This is a genomic window from Noviherbaspirillum sp. (assembly GCF_035254685.1).
GTDB lineage: Bacteria > Pseudomonadota > Gammaproteobacteria > Burkholderiales > Burkholderiaceae_D > Noviherbaspirillum.
Window position 1 is genome coordinate 355,738 of record NZ_DATFAI010000022.1, and the last position, 17,845, is coordinate 373,582.

The window sequence follows — 17,845 nt, forward strand, 5'->3', positions numbered from 1 at the left end:
AAACTTGTGGCTGAAAGTCTGAACTATGCAATTTTCCGAGAACTGGCTCCGCACCCTGGTCGATCCGAAGATGACTTCGGACGAGTTGTCGCATCTGTTGACGATGTCCGGTCTTGAAGTCGAAGAGGTTGAACCGGTCGCGCCGCCATTTTCCAATGTCGTGGTTGCGAAGGTGATCGAGGTTGCCAAACATCCGAACGCCGATCGGCTGAATGTGTGCCAGGTAGACGCTGGCACGGGTACATTGCTGAACATTGTGTGCGGTGCACCGAATGTGCGCCCGGGCATGAAAGTACCCTGTGCAATGGCAGGTGCGAAGCTGCCGCCCGGCGAGGACGGCAAGCCTTTCGAGATCAAGGTTGGCAAATTGCGAGGTGTTGAATCGCAGGGGATGTTGTGTTCGGCCCGCGAATTGAAGCTGTCCGACGACCATGGCGGGTTGCTGGAGCTGCCGGACGATGCGCCGGTCGGGCAGAACTTCCGCGATTACTACCAGCTCAACGATCTGAAGTTCACCATCAAGCTGACGCCGAACAAGGCGGACTGCCTTTCTGTTCTCGGCATTGCACGCGAAGTGTCGGCCTTGACCGGAACACCGCTCCGGGCTCCAACCTTTAAGTCTGCACCAGTGACGATGCAGGAGAAATTGCCCGTAAAGATTTCCTCGCCCGATTTGTGCGGGCGCTTTTCGGGCCGCATCATTCGCGGCCTGAATGCGCGGGCGCAGACGCCGGACTGGATGAAGCGCCGGCTGGAGCGTAGCGGGCAGCGCCCGATTTCCGCGCTGGTCGACATTTCCAACTACGTGATGCTGGAACTCGGCCGTCCAACCCATGTGTTCGATCTCGACAAGATCCATGGTGGCCTTGACGTGCGCTGGGGGCGTGCGGGTGAATCGCTCAAGCTCCTGAACGGCAACACGGTGGAAGTTGATGGCTGGGTCGGAGTGATCGCGGACGAGAAGGAAATCGAATCGCTCGCCGGGATCATGGGTGGCGATTCCACGGCGGTGTCTCTCGATACGCAAAACATCTATCTCGAGGCAGCATTCTGGTGGCCGCAGGCGATCCAGGGACGCGCGCGTCGCTACAACTTCTCGACCGATGCAGCGCATCGCTTCGAACGCGGCGTCGACTACGCGACGACGGTCGAACATATTGAACGCATTACCGCGCTGATCGTCGAGATCTGCGGGGGCAAGGATACCGCGGTCGGCCCGGTGGACGATCAGGTCGTCAACCTTCCGCAACGCCAGCCGGTGTCGGTGCGCACCGCGCGCGCGACGAAGGTGATCGGCATTCCGGTATCGGATGAACAGATCTCTGACATTTTCACGCGGCTCGGACTCGAATTCAAGCAGGAGCCGGGTGTGTTCACCGTGATGCCGCCGTCATACCGCTTCGACATCGAGATCGAAGAAGATCTGATCGAGGAGATCGCGCGCGTCTACGGTTTTGAAAATATTCCAGCATTACCTCCGGTCGCTCCAAACACAATGCGCATTCCGCCGGAAAACACGCGCTCGCTGTTTGCGATCCGCCATCAGGCGGCCGACCTTGATTATCAGGAGGTGGTCAATTTCAGTTTCGTCGATGAAGCGTGGGAGCGCGATTTCGCAGCGAACACCAATCCGATCCGTCTGCTCAATCCGATCGCCAGCCAAATGAGCGTCATGCGCTCGTCGCTGATCGCCAGCCTCGTTTCGAATGTGCGCTACAACCTGAACCGGAAAATCGGGCGTGTGCGCCTGTTCGAAGTCGGCGCGGTGTACTTGCGCAATCAGGAAGTGCAGGATGGCCCGCTGTCCGTTGCCGGTTACGATCAGCCCAAGCGCGTTGCGGCGATTGCGTATGGTCCGGCGGCGGAAGAGCAGTGGGGGCTACCAAACAGGAATGTCGACTATTTCGATATCAAGGCGGACCTGGAGGCTTTGTTCGCGCCTAAGGTACTTCGCTTCGCCAAGACAGAGCACCCGGCCTTGCACCCCGGGCGTTCGGCACAGGTTCTGGTGGATGGCAAGCCTGTCGGCATCATTGGCGAACTGCATCCGCGCTGGCAGCAGAAGTATGACCTGCCGCTCGCACCCGTGGTCTTCGAAGTTGACGTCATGGCATTGCGCGAGCGTGACATTCCGCAATACGGCGAAATATCAAAATTCCCGGCTGTAACACGCGATGTCGCAGTGGTCGTCAAGCAATCGGTGCGCGCGCAGGATCTGCTCGATGCCTTCCTGGCGGAACGGCAGGCAACTGCGGCCTGTGCTATCATGCAAGCCATTGTTTTATTTGATGAATATCGCGGCAAGGGACTGGAAAATGACGAAAAAAGTCTTGCTTTCCGATTCACCTTGCAAGATACTCAAACTACCCTGCAAGACGACAAAGTGGATGCTGCGATGGCCGCATTCATCGAATCTGTCGAAAAGAAGCATGGCGCCAAGTTGCGTACATGAACGGACACGATAGCAGGGCAGGGACGACAACTACTATGAATGACGTGAACCCAGCCGAACTTCAATCCGTTTTGGCCGCTGACCTCAGTCGCGCCATGCAAGAGGCCAAGGCGCGTACCCAGGCTGAAAAAGAACTGCCAACGCTGACGAAGGCGGAGCTCGCCGAACTCCTCTTCGAGCAGGTGGGCCTGAACAAGCGTGAAGCCAAGGATATGGTCGAGACGTTTTTCGATGAAATCCGCAACGCGCTTGAGCGCGGCGAGTCCGTCAAGCTGTCCGGTTTCGGCAATTTCCAGCTGCGCGACAAGCCGCAGCGGCCGGGACGCAATCCGAAGACTGGTGAGGAAATTCCGATTACCGCGCGACGTGTTGTCACCTTCCATGCGAGCCAGAAGCTGAAGAGCATGGTGGAAGCCGCAAGCGGAAAACCCTTTGCACGCGTCGCCTGAGCTGACCGATCATGAACGAGCGCACCAACAAATCCGATGCGGTCGTTTTGCCACCGATTCCGGCGAAGCGGTATTTCACGATCGGCGAAGTGAGCGACCTCTGCGGCGTGAAGCCGCATGTGCTGCGTTACTGGGAGCAGGAGTTCACTCAGCTCAAGCCGGTCAAGCGCCGCGGCAACCGGCGTTACTACCAGCATCATGAAGTACTGCTGATTCGACGCATCCGGGAACTCTTGTACGAGCAGGGATTTACTATCAGTGGCGCGCGAAACAAGCTCGACAACCGCATGGCCAATGGTAATGGCAGCGGCAACGGTAATGGCGACGACGATCTCACAGCAGGCCTGCCGCCGCTCGAGGTGAATACGGTGGCGATTCGTAATGAGTTGTCGGAGATACTGAACCTGCTGAAACGCTGACGGGCATGCCCTAGCTTAGTCGGGGGAAGACTCGACTGCCTCGAGCAAGCATCATCAAGCCGCAGCAATGCGGCTTTTTTCATTTGTCGCTCCGGCGCCGGCGTCGAGTTCACAGGGAGAGAAGCGATGGCGCGTTGCGGCGGTCGCCTGGTCATGCAGCGGCAATGTCACCACGAACTCGTTGCTGTGTCAGAAGCCTGCGCCGTGGGCGCGCACACTCCCGCCGTGCAGCGTCTTGCAAATATTTCGCATGATCGCGCGGTGGGCGTTGCGTCGTGTCCGCCCATGCGCATCAGCTCGAGAAAATTCATGAACGGATCGAGTGGATTGCGCAGCTCATAACCGGGCATCGCCAGGACCTTGGCCTTGTGTCGGTCGATATCGGCTAGTTCATGCAGCTTCCTTCCCGATTTCTCCCCGAGTCGTACACGATCTGCCACGTCGCGCATCAGGGAGCACGTATCGATGAACTCTCCGTCCGTCACCGGTGCATTCGAGTGGATAAGCAAATGCTTGATCGCACCGTCCTTACAAGGCATCCTCGTCGGGTCATCGTGAAAGGTGCCGCCGCGCAGCAGCTTCGCAAGAATCTCGTCGACCTCGTCATGGCCGACATGGAATTCGGCGACGTAGTGGCCGAGATATTTTTCCTGCATAGCCGAGCAGTTCGAGTTCGGCACGATTTGCCCAGAGGATCGTACAGTTCGGGCCGACACGGTTCATGCCTTCCGGTGCGTTCTCGAGGAAATCGGACATCTCCTGTTCCCTATGCTGCAGCGCGCATTCGATCTCCTTGTGGCGCGCCACTGTGGATTCAAGCATATTCGCCTTTCGCCTTTTGCTGCAGCATCGCGGCGCTGCAATGCTTGTCGTCGCCATCCGGGTGCATTCGAAATGTGTTCGATGGGTTGCACATCGGTGTGCGCAGCACGGATTTCTTCAAATGTCTTGCTGTGCTCTTCGCCCCCGACCGCACGCATCGGATAAGCATGGAGCCGCACGCTTCTTCCGGTATCCGGGATCAAGCACGAAAAATATGGCAAGCGTTCGGCAAACGTTTCGCCCGACGAACATTTGTTCCAGCGCAGGAAGGGCATGGCGGCAGCCCATGAAAATGCAGCGTGTTGAACCGCTGAAGACAATGTTTCTCAAGAGCATCTATAATCGGTCAACATTGTTGCAACAGAACTGGTTTTCCCCAAGGTCATGATGGAGATGATATGAAAGCGTCTGTCGGTTCTTCCTGGGACGTGGACAGCTTCCTGCGGGTAGGCATGCAGTCTCTTCTCGACCTGTTCGATGATTCCTGCGAAGGAACCATGGCTGTCGATGACCAGGGACGCATTGCGTGGATCAACGACAAGTATGTGGCGTTCCTCGGACTCAAAGGCCCGGACGATGCGCTGGGCAAGCCGGTGGAGGAAGTGATTCCCAACAGCCGTATGCGGGAAGTTGTCCAGAATGGCAAGCCGATCCTGCTGGACATCATGATGATCCGCGACCAGCCTCTGGTGGTGATGCGGATCCCGATGAAAGACGAGACCGGCAAGATCATTGGAGCGCTCGGCTTCGCCTTGTACGACAGGTTGCAACGCCTCAAGCCGCTGGTATCGAAATTCGCCGAACTGCAATGGGCGCTTGCCAACACCAAGAAGGAGCTGGCGCAACTGCGCCACACCAAGTACTCCATTTCCAGCTTCATCGGCGTCAGCGCAGTTTCGCTTGAACTCAAGCACCGCGCGAGAAGAGCTGCGCAACTCGACACCACGGTGCTTCTGCTCGGCGAGACCGGAAGCGGCAAGGAGCTGCTTGCGCATGGCATCCATGCAGCATCTGGCCGCGCGGGGAAACCTTTTGTCGGCATCAACATCGCAGCGGTGCCCGAGTCTTTGCTGGAGGCAGAGTTCTTCGGCGTGGCGCCAGGTGCGTATACCGGTGCCGATCGCAAGGGGCGCGACGGCAAGTTCAAGATCGCTGATGGCGGAACCCTGTTTCTCGATGAAGTGGGCGATATGCCCTTGCAGGTGCAGGCCAAGTTGCTGCGCGTGCTGCAGGAACAGGAAATCGAGCCGCTTGGCTCGAACACGATCATCAAGGTGGATGTGCGTGTGATCGCTGCGACCAGCCACGATCTCAAACAATTGGTCGCTGACGGAAAGTTTCGCTCCGACTTGTACTACCGGTTGAATGTGCTGCCCATTGTGCTGCCGCCGTTGCGGGAGCGGCTCGGTGACCTCGACGCCTTGTGCGAACACCTGCTGGAGCAGATCGCGACCCGCACCGGAATGCCGCAACGGGAATTGACACCTTCGGCACGCGCCTTTCTTGCCTCATACGGCTGGCCCGGCAACGTGCGTGAGTTGCGCAATGCATTGGAGCAGGCCGGCATGTTGACGGACAGCATCACGCTGTCGGCCGAGGATTTCGCCACGATTCTTCCGATGGATTCGAGTGCATCTCCCCAGAATGGCGTCGCGGCGGACGGCGATTCCCGGGCGGCCATTCGTCCACTCGGCGAGACGGTGGCCGAGGTCGAAAAAAAGGCCATACAGGCAGCGCTGGAGAGCACCGGAGGCAACAAGGCACTGACTGCGCGCCTGCTTGGCATTTCGCGCGCAACCTTGTATCAGAAGATCACGGATTTCAAGTTGGTGTCTGATTAATGGACAGCTGTACAATCATTAGACATTTTTGAAACTCGTTATAATTCAAAGACATAACAAGATATAACTGAAATGTGTCTGAATACTGGGCACATTTTCCTTCCATCTCTTGCCGCAGTTCCTCGCATTTCTCTCCTTCTGTTTCTAATTTCGTTTTAAATCAATAGGTTACGTGATGTGGCACGGCAATTGCCATTAGTGGGTATTCGTTGATGAAGGCCCAGCCGGCACCGCCAGAACAAGAACGGCAAGTCTTCATCGTTGTGGAAGCTGATGATGGAGGCAGAGTGCGGCTCTCAAACAAGGTGGCGCTGATCACGGGCGCAAGTAAAGGTATCGGCAAGGCGACCGCGCTGAAATTTGCCAAAGAGGGTGCAAGGGTCGTTGTCTGCGACCTGGATGACTCAGTGGCGGAAACCGTGGCACAGATCCGCCTGCAGGGCGGACAGGCAATCGGCTTCAAGGTTGATGTCACCAAGTCGGACAGTATCGAGTCGATGGTGCGCAGCGCGCTGACTACCTTTGGCCACATCGACGTGCTCGTGAACAACGCCGGCATCGTCGCCGACGCGCAGCTGAAGAAGATGACCGACGAGCAGTTCGACAAGGTGATCGACGTCAACCTCAAGGGCACCTACAACTGCACTCGCGCAGTGGTGGATGCCATGATCGAAAGAAAGGCCGGCGTGGTGCTCAACGCATCGTCCATCGTCGGGATCTACGGCAATTTCGGGCAGACCAATTACGCGGCCAGCAAGTTCGGCGTGATCGGCATGGCAAAGACCTGGGCTCGCGAACTCGGCCGCCACGGCATTCGTGTCAATGCGGTCTGCCCCGGCTTCATTGAAACCTCGATCCTTAAAGCCATGCCGGAGAAAGTCATCCGCGACCTGGAAGAGCGCGTTCCGCTCGGCCGGCTCGGACGGCCTGAAGAAATCGCGAATACCTTCGCCTTCCTCGCATCGGATGAAGCGAGTTACATCAATGGTGCAGTTATCGAAGTCAGTGGAGGGATGACCCTGTAGGCGCAGGGAGCAGGACGTATCCGTTTTGTAGTGCGCAGTTCCAACAAAATCAACAAGCCCCGTCCCGAAGAGACGGGCAATTTCAAGGAGCGAGACGACATGGCAACACACAGGACATCAATACGCAGGACATGGATCTATTCTTCGCTGGCCGCAGCCGGCCTGCTGACTGCGTGCGGCGGCGGCGCTGATTCTTCCCCGATCGAGGTCGGCCGGATCAATACGCTGCCTTCCTTCGTGAAGGGCAGCGTCAGCAGCCAGGCCTATGACGGCAACAGTGATGATCTGTTGACCGCGGGACTGGGCGCCACCGGCCTGCAGGGCGCGGCACCGAGCTTCGCGAATCCTGCCAGCCCGACCGCTGCTGAACTGCGCAAATCCGCAATCTACAACAACTACCGCGCACTGGTGGACGTGAATGCCAATGGCGGCTACGGCACGCTGTTCGGCCCAAATGTGACCAAGGACGGTGTCGTTACGACCGGCTCCGGCAAGATCGCGGGCAAGGAATACATTGCCTACGCGGATGACGGCAGCGGGCAGCAGAACGTGGTGATGATGGTCCAGGTGCCAGACACCTTCAATGCCGCCAAGCCGTGCATCGTTACCGCAACCTCATCCGGCTCACGCGGTGTGTACGGCGCTATCGGCACCTCGGGCGAGTGGGGCCTCAAGCGCGGTTGCGCGGTCGCCTATACCGACAAAGGTACCGGCAATGGCTACCATGACCTGATGACCAACAAGGTCACGCTGATTACCGGCGTGCCCGCCGATGCGGCGACTGCCGGCACAGCGGCCCTCTTCAAGGCTGCCATTACCGATACGGCACGTGCTGCCTACAATGCGCTATTCCCGAATCGCGTCGCCTACAAGCACGCGCATTCGCAGCAGAATCCGGAGAAGGATTGGGGCAAGAATACGTTGCAGGCGGTCGAGTTCGCGTTCTACATCCTCAACGAACAGTACGGCAGTGCTTCCGGCAGCGCGAAGATCCGCACGATCGGGCCGTCCAACACCATCGTGATCGCATCAAGCGTTTCGAATGGTGCCGGTGCCGCAGTGATGGCAGCCGAGCAGGATACGGAAGGACTGATCGATGCAGTGGTGGTGACCGAACCTAATGCGCAGCCGAAGTCGACCACGGGTCTGACCATCAAGCGCGGCGGGACGGCGGTCAGCACGATCGGCAAGCCGCTGGTCGATTACTTCACCTTTGCCAATCTGTACCAGGGATGCGCATCGCTTGCTGTGCCGAACAGCCCCGGCTCCGCACTGCTGTCGACGACCAATGCCGGCAACCGTTGCGCAGCGCTGGCGGCCAAGGGCTTGCTCTCAGGGGCGACCACTGCGGACCAGGCAGCCGATGCGCTCGCAAAAATGCGCGCGTATGGCTGGGAACCGGAGCAGGACGTGCTGCATTCCTCGCACTATCGCCTCGCGACACCGTCGATCGCGATGACCTACACCAACGCGCTTGGCCGCTTCAGCGTGACGGATAACCTGTGCGGCTTCAGCTTCGCCGCAACCGATGCGAGCGGCAACGTGGCTGCGCAGAACCCGGCGGTACAAGCCGGCCTGTTCGGCTTCGGCAATGGTGTTCCGCCGACCAGCGGCGTCAATATCGTCTATAACGACTCCGTTGGGGGCGCGAAGCTCGACCTGGTATCCATCTCGCCCTCGACCAACCTGGCCGACTTTGCGCTGGACGGCGCACTATGCCAGCGCGCGCTCGTCACCGGCAAGGACCCGGTAACCGGTGCCGCCCTGACAGGCGACATGCTCGCCAAGTCGCAGCGCGTGCAGCAAGGCATCGCGGAGGTGCAGCTCAATGGCAACATGCGCAACAAGCCCGCACTGATCCTCGCGGGCCGCAGCGATGCACTGCTGCCGGTGAACCACACCTCACGTGCCTATTTCGGCACGCTGCAGATGTCGGGCAACGGCGGCAACGCGCGGTACATCGAAGTGGAGAATGCCAATCACTTCGACACCTTCATCGACAACCCGCTGCTGCCCGGCTACGACAGCCGCCTGATCCCGCTGCATTACTACCTGATCCAGGCGCTCGACAGGATGTGGGACTACCTGAACAACGGCACGCCGCTGCCCGGCAGCCAGGTGGTGCGCACCACGCCGCGTGGTGGTAATCCGGGTTCCGCCCCCGCGCTCACGGCCGCCAACATGCCGCCAATCTCGAGCACGCCGGCAGCCGCCAACGCAATTACCTTTGCAAACAACACGCTCCTGATTCCGAACTGACCGGAAACCGGAGCGCACATGCCCGGCCACGGCGCCGGCATGTGCGGACACCTGCGCCGGTCGCCGGCCGGCGCAGCAGGCAACACAGCAACATTGGAGAAACTGGATGGCAAGCGAAGTCATACTTGAGACGAAGAACCTGACCAAAGGCTTCAAAGGGTTCATCGCAGTGAATGACGTCAACTTCAAGGTCAAGCGCGGATCGATCCACGCCTTGATCGGCCCCAACGGCGCCGGGAAGACGACGTTCTTCAACCTGCTGACGAAATTCCTCACGCCCACCGCAGGTTCGATCCTGTACAACGGGGACGACATCACCGCACTTGCGCCGGAGCAGATTGCGCACCGCGGTGTGATCCGCTCGTTCCAGATTTCCGCTGTCTTCCCGCATCTCACCGTGCTGGAGAACGTGCGCATCGGCCTGCAGCGAGCGCTCGGCACTTCCTTCCATTTCTGGAAGAGCGAACGCACGCTGAACAAGTTGAACCAGCGTGCGCTCGAACTGCTCGCCGAAGTGGACCTGGAAAGCTTTGCCAACACGATGACTGTCGATCTTCCCTACGGCCGCAAGCGCGCGCTCGAGATTGCCACGACTCTGGCGATGGAGCCGGAACTCATGCTGCTCGACGAGCCGACGCAGGGCATGGGCCACGAAGACGTGCATCGCGTGACCGAGCTGATCAAGAAAGTGTCGCAGGGCCGCACCATCCTGATGGTGGAGCACAACATGAGCGTCGTCTCCGGGATCTGCGACAAGATTTCGGTGCTTCAGCGCGGCGCGCTGCTCGCCGAGGGCACCTACGAAGAAGTATCGAGCAATCCCCAGGTGATGGAAGCCTATATGGGCACCACCTCGGGCCAACTGGAAGGAGCGCACTGATGGCCGCGGCTGCACTGGAAATCAAGAATCTCAAGGCCTGGTACGGCGAGTCGCACATCCTGCATGACGTCAACCTTGCAGTACAGCCGGGCGAAGTCGTGACGCTGCTGGGACGCAACGGTGCTGGTCGCACCACGACCCTGCGCGCCATCATGGGACTGACCGGCACGCGCGAGGGATCCATCAAGGTGAACGGCGTCGAATCGGTTGGACTGCCGACGCATAAGGTTGCACATCTCGGTGTGGGCTATTGCCCGGAAGAGCGCGGCATTTTTTCATCGCTCTCGACAGAAGAAAACCTGATGCTGCCGCCGGTGGTATCGCGCGCATCCAAAGGCATGTCGGTCGAGGAAATCTACAAGATGTTTCCGAACCTTGAAGAACGCCGCAACAGCCAGGGCACGCGCCTGTCGGGCGGCGAGCAGCAGATGCTTGCAGTCGCGCGCATCCTGCGCACCGGCGCGAAGCTGCTGCTGCTCGATGAAATTTCCGAGGGCCTGGCGCCGGTGATCGTGCAAGCGCTGGCACGCATGATCACGACCCTGAAAGCGAAGGGCTACACGATCGTCATGGTGGAACAGAACTTCCGCTTCGCCGCACCCCTGGCGGATCGGTTTTATGTGATGGAGCATGGGCAGATTGTCGAGTCCTTCGCCGCATCGCAGCTGGAGTCAAAGATGCCTGTTTTGCACGAACTGCTGGGTGTCTGAGAAAAGAAGTGCCGTTGTAACACTACCTAAAACAGAGGAGAAATAATGAAACTCAAATCCAAAGTGATCACTCTTGCCGTTGCATCCGCTTTCGCCGCTTTCGGCAGCGCCGCCAACGCGCAGGTTTCCGGGGACACGATCAAGATCGGCTTCATCACCGACATGTCCGGCCTGTACGCGGACATCGACGGCCCGGCAGGTGCGGAGGCAATCAAGATGGCGATTGCCGACATGGGCGGTGCGATCAACGGCAAGAAAATCGAACTGGTCAGCGCTGACCATCAGAACAAGGCCGACATCGCTGCATCCAAGGCACGTGAATGGTTCGACCGCGAAGGCGTTGACGTGCTGATTGCCGGCACCAACTCCGCGACCAGCCTCTCGATGGCCAAAGTGGCTGCCGAGAAGAAGAAGCCCTTCATCGCGATTGGCGCCGGCACCGCCCGCCTGACCAATGAGGAATGCTCGCCGTACACCGTGCACTATGCGTACGACACCGTGGCGCTGGCCAAGGGCACCGGTTCCGCGGTCGTCAAGCAAGGTGGCAAGACCTGGTTCTTCCTGACCGCCGACTATGCTTTTGGCGCCTCGCTCGAAAACGATACTGCGGCAGTGGTGAAGGCCAATGGCGGCAAGGTGCTGGGCAGCGTGAAGCATCCGCTGTCGGCATCCGACTTCTCCTCCTTCCTGCTCCAGGCACAATCCTCCAAGGCACAGATCCTCGGCCTGGCCAACGCCGGTGGCGACACGGTCAACTCGATCAAGGCTGCGAATGAATTCGGCATCAACAAGTCGATGAAGCTGGCCGGCCTGCTGATGTTCATCAACGACATCCATTCGCTCGGTCTGAACCTGACGCAAGGCATGTATCTGACCGATAGCTGGTACTGGGACATGAATAACGATTCGCGCGCCTGGTCCAAGCGTTTCTTCGACAAGATCAAGCGTGAACCGTCCTCCCTGCAGGCTGCGGACTACTCGTCGGCGATGCACTACCTGCAGGCGGTGAAGGCCACTGGCACGGATGATTCGGAGAAGGTTCTGGCCCAGATGAAGAAGACCAAGGTCAACGACATGTATGCGAAGAACGGCGTGATCCGTCCGGACGGCCGCATGGTGCATGACATGTTCCTGATGGAAGTGAAGAAGCCTTCCGAGTCGAAGCATCCGTGGGACTACTACAAGGTCGCTCAGACCATCCCGGGTGACCAGGCCTTCACCACCAAGGCCGAATCGAAGTGCGCGCTCTGGAAGTAAGTTGAGACGGATCGGCGCGCCGGGGAGGGTGCGCCGGTCAAACAATTCTTCTACCCGATGCCGCAGGCGCTGTGGCGTTCATTTGCAAAGTCGTTATGGAAATTTTTGGCATACCCCTGCAAGCGATGTTGAGCCAGCTGTTATTGGGCCTGGTCAACGGATCGTTCTATGCGATGCTGTCGCTCGGCCTGGCCGTGATCTTCGGCCTGCTCAACGTGATCAACTTTGCGCACGGCGCGTTGTACATGATGGGCGCCTTCCTCGCCTGGATGGGCTTGAGCTACCTCGGACTGAATTACTGGGTCATGCTGATTGCCGCGCCAATCGTGGTCGGCATCTTCGGCATCATCATTGAAAAGACTATGCTGCGCTGGCTGTACAAGCTCGATCACCTGTACGGCCTGCTGCTCACCTTCGGCATCACGCTGATGGTTGAAGGTCTGTTCCGCTCCTTCTATGGCGTGTCCGGCCAACCGTACTCCGTGCCGGATGCGCTGACGGGAGCAAGCAATCTCGGCTTCATGATCCTGCCGAATTATCGGGCATGGGTGGTGGTTGCCTCCATCGTGGTCTGCCTCGCGACCTGGTTCGTCATCGAAAAGACCAAGCTTGGCGCCTACCTGCGCGCAGGCACGGAAAACCCGAAACTGGTGGAAGCCTTCGGCATCAACGTGCCGCTGATGGTCACAGCGACCTACGGCTTCGGCGTCGCGCTCGCAGCCTTTGCCGGCGTGCTCGCTGCTCCGGTGATCCAGGTGTCGCCATTGATGGGATCGAACCTGATCATCGTGGTGTTCGCGGTAGTGGTGATCGGCGGCATGGGCTCCATCATGGGCTCCATCGTCACCGGCCTCGGGCTTGGCGTGATCGAGGGCCTGACCCGAGTTTTTTATCCGGAAGCATCGGCAACTGTGGTCTTCATCATCATGGCAATCGTCCTGATGATTCGTCCTGCAGGCTTGTTTGGCAAAGAGAAATAAAAGGAGCGTGAGGATGAACAAGAAAGTCGGATATGCAATTGCGCTCGCAGCGGCGCTGGCGGCGCCGTTCGTGATCTACCCGGTATTCCTGATGAAGGTGTTGTGCTTTGCGCTGTTCGCCTGCGCCTTCAACCTGTTGATCGGCTTCACCGGACTGCTGTCCTTTGGCCATGCAGCATTCTTCGGCGCCGCAGGCTACGTGGCGGGCTATGTGATCAAGTCGATGGAGTTGCCGTTCGAACTCGGCGTGATTGGTGGCGTAGTAGTGGCTGCGCTGATCGGATTGGTGATGGGCATGCTGGCGATCCGCAGGCAGGGCATCTACTTCACCATGATTACGCTGGCGCTGGCGCAGATGCTGTTCTTCGTCTTCCTGCAGGCGCCGTTCACCGGCGGTGAAGATGGCCTGCAAGGTGTGCCGCGTGGAAAACTGCTCGGCATGATCTCGCTCGAGAATGACATGACCCTGTACTACGTGGTGCTGGCGATTTTCATTGTCGGCTTCGCACTGATCGTGCGCACCGTCCATTCACCCTTCGGGCAGGTGTTGAAAGCGGTGAAGGAGAACGAACCGCGCGCCATTTCGCTGGGCTATGACGTCGACAAATACAAGCTGCTCGCGTTCGTGCTGTCAGCAGCGCTGTCCGGCCTGGCCGGCGCGACCAAGACCGTGGTTCTCGGCTTCGAGACGTTGACCGACGTGCACTGGTCCATGTCGGGCCTCGTGGTCCTGATGACGCTGGTAGGCGGTCTCGGCACGCTGGCCGGTCCGGTCGTGGGCGCAATCGTCATCATCGCGCTGGAAAACAAGCTGGGCGATCTCGGGAACTGGCTGGCAACGCTGACCAGCATCGAATGGTTCCGCTCGATCGGCGAATCGGTCACGATCGTCACCGGCTTCATCTTCATCGTCTGCGTGCTCGCGTTCCGCCGCGGTATCGTCGGCGAACTGGTGGAGCTCGGCAAGAAGAAGGAAAAACCTGTTTCAACCCCTATGACTGCGACGGTGATCAAAACAATGGAGGGATAGCATGAACAAGCCGCTTGTCTGGTTGCGCCTGGCAGTAGCATGTCTTGGGACTTCGCTGGCCATGATGGCATGGGGTGCGGAGGACATCGTCATCGGACAAGTGGCTCCCTTGAGCGGAGTGCTGGCTGACACCGGCAAGGATATGGTCCTTGGAGCGAAGGTCTATTTCGATTACATCAATGAGCAGGGCGGCATCCATGCACGAAAGATCCGCCAGGTCGTGAAGGACGACGGCTACAAGATCGACGAGACAGTGCGCCACACCAGGGACCTGATCGACAAGGATAACGCCCTGGCGCTAATCGGCTTTGCAGGCACGGGCAATGTCGGCGAACTGCTGAAACAGAAGATCCTCGAGAAGGCAGACATTGCGCTGGTGGCGCCTTATACCGGCGGCGACATCCTGCGCACGCCCTTCAACCCGTACATCTTCCACATTCGGGCAGGATATGACGACGAGGCCGAGGGCATCGTCAACCAGCTCGTGATGCTGAACATGAAGCGCATCGGTGTGATGTACCAGGACGATCCATTTGGCAAGGCAGGACTGGCGGGCGTTGAGGCAGCATTGAAGCGACGTGGCCTGGAAATTGCAGGCACCGGAGCCTACGAAAAGAATACGGACAACGTGGCGCAGGCGGTGAAGGAGATTGCGAAGGCCAATCCGCAAGCAGTGGTGATGATCTCCGTGAACAAGAGCACGGCTGCTTTTAGCAAGGCGATCCGCTCTGTGTCGACGGTGGCGCAACTGGTGAACATTTCAGTGGTGAACCCGAAGGAGATCGCGCGGCTCATCGGTTACGACCACGCGCGCGGTATCGGCATCGCGCAGGTGATGCCTTTTCCCTATTCGGCGACGCTTCCGATCGTGAGGCAATACCAGCTGGCGATGAAGAAATACGCGCCGGCAGGAAGCGAGCTGTCTTATACGAGCTTCGAGGAATTCGTCGGTGCCAAGGTCCTGGTGGAAGGGCTGCGACGCGCCGGCCCGAACCCGACGCGGGAAAAGGTAATCCGCGCGCTCGAAACGCTGCATGCCTTCGATACTGGCGGGTTCACGGTGAACTTCGCGCCGAACAACCGTATCGGATCGCGCTTTGTCGAGATTACGGTGATCGGCAAGGACGGGCGCTTGTTGCGATAGTGCTTGACGTCCGATGGATTTCGGACAGGAAAACAGGATTCATATTCATCAACCAGAAAAGACGTATGCATATCGGAGATTTGATCACCCATCACGCACGTTATCGTCCGCACCAGACGGCGGTCGTGTTTGGTGAAACACGTTTGAGTTACAGAGACTTCAATCGCCGCGTCAACCGCCTCGCCAATGCCATGCAAGGCCTGGGCATTGAAAAAGGCCAGAAGATTGCCACGCTGCTGCCCAACTGCCTTGCGCTTCTTGAGATTTACTGGGCAGCCGCGAAGACGGGCGCCGTCGTTGTTCCCTTGTCGCCGATGCTGCTGGGCGCCGGGCTGGCCAGCTTGCTTGACGATTCCGATGCGGTGCTCCTGTTCAGCAACAATGCATTGCGTCCTGTGGTCGATGCGGCCCGACGGGGCATTACCCGACTGGCGGACAATCGTGTCGTACTGGTGGACGGCGCCGCGCCTGGCTACGTGGACTATGCAAGGTTCACGGCGGCCAGCGAGGAGGAACCGCGAGATGCCGGGCTGTCCGCGGATGACGTCTACAACATCATGTACACCAGCGGCACCACCGGCCTGCCGAAGGGCATCGTGCACACGCACCAGATCCGGGCGAACTACTGCACCCTGTTGGCCAATGCCTTTCGCATCAATCCGGAATCGGTCGTTCTGCATACCGGTTCGATCGTCTTCAACGGCGCGTTCACCACGCTGATGCCGGCCTTCTACAAGGGCGCGACCTACATCCTTCATCCGCAATTCGATGTCGAAGCGCTGATCGAAACCATCAAGCGCGACAAGGTAACGCATACCATGATGGTGCCGTCGCAGATCATCGCGATGATGGCATCGCCGCGCTTCGATCCGGAAGAAATGCAATCGCTGGAAATGATCCTCTCGCTCGGCGCACCGTTGCACAACGAGTACAAGGACGCCCTGAATCATTATCTCCCCGGGCGCTTCTACGAACTCTATGGCCTCACGGAGGGCTTTGTAACGATCCTCGATCGCAACGACGCCGTGCGCAAGCAGGGTTCGGTCGGCATTCCGATTCCTTTCTCGGACATGCGCATCGAGCTGGAAAACGGCAGCATTGCCGGACCGAACCAGATTGGCGAGATCGTCGGCCGCAGCCCCTTGTTGATGCCCGGCTATTTCAAGCGGCCGGACCTGACTGCGCAGGCAATGCGGGACGGCTGGCTGCGCACCGGCGACCTTGGGTACACCGATGAGGATGGTTACCTGTATCTCGTCGACCGCAAGAAGGAGATGATTGACAGCGGCGGCGTGAAGATTTACCCGCGCGACATCGAAGAGGTTCTTGTGCGGCATCCGGACGTGCAGGAAGTGGCCGTGTTTGGCGTGCCGCACGAGAAATGGGGTGAGACGCCGCTGGCCGCCGTCGTGTTGAAGCCATCACGTGCGGCGACGGCGGAGCAGCTCAAAGAGTGGACCAACCTGCGCGTCGCCGCACGCTACCAGCGCGTCAGCGATGTCGTCATCATGGACGCGTTTCCGCGCAACGCCGCCGGAAAGACGCTCAAGCGTGAACTGCGCGACCCCTACTGGCAGGGAAGGGGCGAAAAAATCTGAGTTCGCGCCAGGCAATGGTTTTGCAGGTGTAGTTGCTGTTGAAGTGTGTGGAAGGTAATCTTTTTTCCCCAGCAGTGTTGGAGGGTTGCGGATTCGTGACCCTCTTTTTTTTTATGCGGAGGATTTGCATCGACGCATGGTTGCGGCATCATCATGGAGTGCCCGCAACAGCCGTCTTTCCATGTCCCGATGCTGTACTACACTGGTCTGCATCAGGCTCGCGACCTGGAGTCGAAAGGGTTTCAGGCGGTGCCGGGCCGAAACGGCAACGAAAGGAGATATCGATGCAAAGGATTTCCGACGTCATGACACGCGATGTCAGCAGCATCGCTCCGCGCGAAAGCGTGCGGCGCGCTGCAGAAATGATGGACCAGCTGAATGTCGGTGCGCTACCCGTGTGCGACGACAAGCGTCTGATAGGCATGATTACCGACCGCGACATCACTATCCGCGCGACCTCGGCCGGGCTGGTGCCGGACCAGGTCGCCGTGGCGGATGTGATGACTGATCAGGTGCAATGGTGCTTCGAAGACCAGACCGTTGATGAAGTCATGCACAAGATGGGCGACGCGCAGATCCGTCGCATGCCGGTCGTGGATCACGACAGTCGTGAACTGATCGGTATCGTATCCCTCGGCGATCTTGCGACCAGGCATTCGGCGGAGGTCGATCATACGCTGGAGGAAATTTCATCTCCATCGCAACCGGATCGCAGCAAGCTGCACTGATCTGGCTGGAACACGCACATGCATAGCGAGGGATCAGCGGCATCCTGTGCCGGTGCGCGCACGAGTATAGCGACTGCATGACGAGCTGAAGAGCGGAAGCCGTGCGCTCGGCGAACAGAAATAATTACAAGTGAAGTCCTGCTTTTACATTCCTCCCAATGTATTCCTTTGAATAAAGGCTGCCATCGCGGTCGATGGGACGGGCAGGCGGCTCGTTTCGTTCGCTCTTGAACCGCAAGTATGCCGCAGGT

Annotated in this window: 15 protein-coding genes; 14 read left to right on the top strand and 1 reads right to left on the bottom strand. The window is 58.9% G+C overall.

Annotated elements, in window-relative coordinates; translation table 11 throughout:
* Window positions 1-25 precede the first annotated feature (25 nt).
* Genes pheT through VJ698_RS09630 form a run of 3 tightly spaced genes read left to right on the top strand, consistent with a single transcriptional unit; the run spans window position 26 to window position 3,320 of the window.
* Complete coding sequence (gene pheT / locus VJ698_RS09620) at window positions 26-2,452, top strand: phenylalanine--tRNA ligase subunit beta (RefSeq protein WP_324102521.1); 2,427 nt, start codon at window positions 26-28, stop codon at window positions 2,450-2,452.
* Window positions 2,453-2,487: 35 nt separating this feature from the next.
* On the top strand, window positions 2,488-2,901 hold the full coding sequence (locus VJ698_RS09625; protein WP_324102522.1) for an integration host factor subunit alpha: 414 nt from the start codon (window positions 2,488-2,490) through the stop codon (window positions 2,899-2,901).
* A gap of 11 nt (window positions 2,902-2,912) precedes the next feature.
* Window positions 2,913-3,320, top strand: coding sequence for a MerR family transcriptional regulator (locus tag VJ698_RS09630; protein ID WP_324102523.1), 408 nt, complete (start codon window positions 2,913-2,915; stop codon window positions 3,318-3,320).
* Window positions 3,321-3,487: 167 nt separating this feature from the next.
* Here VJ698_RS09630 and VJ698_RS09635 read toward each other — a convergent pair whose 3' ends face one another.
* Window positions 3,488-4,000: a PAS domain-containing protein gene (locus VJ698_RS09635; RefSeq protein ID WP_324102524.1), complete on the bottom strand. Its 513-nt coding sequence runs from the start codon at window positions 3,998-4,000 to the stop codon at window positions 3,488-3,490.
* A gap of 540 nt (window positions 4,001-4,540) precedes the next feature.
* Here VJ698_RS09635 and VJ698_RS09640 point away from each other — a divergent pair.
* The 11 genes from VJ698_RS09640 (at window position 4,541) to VJ698_RS09690 (ending at window position 17,594) form a co-directional block, all read left to right on the top strand.
* Entirely contained in the window at window positions 4,541-5,983 is a 1,443-nt protein-coding gene (locus tag VJ698_RS09640) for a sigma-54 interaction domain-containing protein (protein ID WP_324102525.1), read from the top strand.
* 287 nt (window positions 5,984-6,270) lie between these two features.
* Window positions 6,271-7,008: a 3-oxoacyl-ACP reductase FabG gene (gene fabG, locus VJ698_RS09645; RefSeq protein WP_324102526.1), complete on the top strand. Its 738-nt coding sequence runs from the start codon at window positions 6,271-6,273 to the stop codon at window positions 7,006-7,008.
* A 99-nt stretch (window positions 7,009-7,107) separates the two neighbouring features.
* Window positions 7,108-9,267 (top strand): D-(-)-3-hydroxybutyrate oligomer hydrolase, encoded by a 2,160-nt coding sequence (locus VJ698_RS09650; RefSeq protein WP_324102527.1) that lies wholly within the window; start codon window positions 7,108-7,110, stop codon window positions 9,265-9,267.
* Between the two features lie 106 nt (window positions 9,268-9,373).
* The gene (locus VJ698_RS09655) at window positions 9,374-10,147 is read left to right on the top strand and encodes an ABC transporter ATP-binding protein (RefSeq protein WP_324102528.1); all 774 of its coding nucleotides are present in this window, start codon (window positions 9,374-9,376) and stop codon (window positions 10,145-10,147) included.
* Window positions 10,147-10,857, top strand: coding sequence for an ABC transporter ATP-binding protein (locus VJ698_RS09660; RefSeq protein ID WP_324102529.1), 711 nt, complete (start codon window positions 10,147-10,149; stop codon window positions 10,855-10,857). Before VJ698_RS09655 ends, VJ698_RS09660 begins: the two co-directional genes overlap by 1 nt.
* A 45-nt stretch (window positions 10,858-10,902) precedes the next feature.
* Window positions 10,903-12,114 (top strand): ABC transporter substrate-binding protein, encoded by a 1,212-nt coding sequence (locus VJ698_RS09665; RefSeq protein ID WP_324102530.1) that lies wholly within the window; start codon window positions 10,903-10,905, stop codon window positions 12,112-12,114.
* Window positions 12,115-12,209: 95 nt separating this feature from the next.
* Window positions 12,210-13,094, top strand: coding sequence for a branched-chain amino acid ABC transporter permease (locus VJ698_RS09670; protein ID WP_324102531.1), 885 nt, complete (start codon window positions 12,210-12,212; stop codon window positions 13,092-13,094).
* 13 nt (window positions 13,095-13,107) lie between these two features.
* Entirely contained in the window at window positions 13,108-14,124 is a 1,017-nt protein-coding gene (locus tag VJ698_RS09675) for a branched-chain amino acid ABC transporter permease (protein ID WP_324102532.1), read from the top strand.
* A 1-nt stretch (window position 14,125) separates the two neighbouring features.
* On the top strand, window positions 14,126-15,268 hold the full coding sequence (locus VJ698_RS09680) for an ABC transporter substrate-binding protein (protein WP_324102533.1): 1,143 nt from the start codon (window positions 14,126-14,128) through the stop codon (window positions 15,266-15,268).
* Between the two features lie 65 nt (window positions 15,269-15,333).
* A complete protein-coding gene (locus VJ698_RS09685; RefSeq protein ID WP_324102534.1) occupies window positions 15,334-16,866 on the top strand; it encodes a class I adenylate-forming enzyme family protein in 1,533 nt (510 codons plus the stop codon).
* A 284-nt stretch (window positions 16,867-17,150) separates the two neighbouring features.
* Window positions 17,151-17,594, top strand: coding sequence for a CBS domain-containing protein (locus tag VJ698_RS09690; protein ID WP_324102535.1), 444 nt, complete (start codon window positions 17,151-17,153; stop codon window positions 17,592-17,594).
* Window positions 17,595-17,845: the final 251 nt, after the last annotated feature.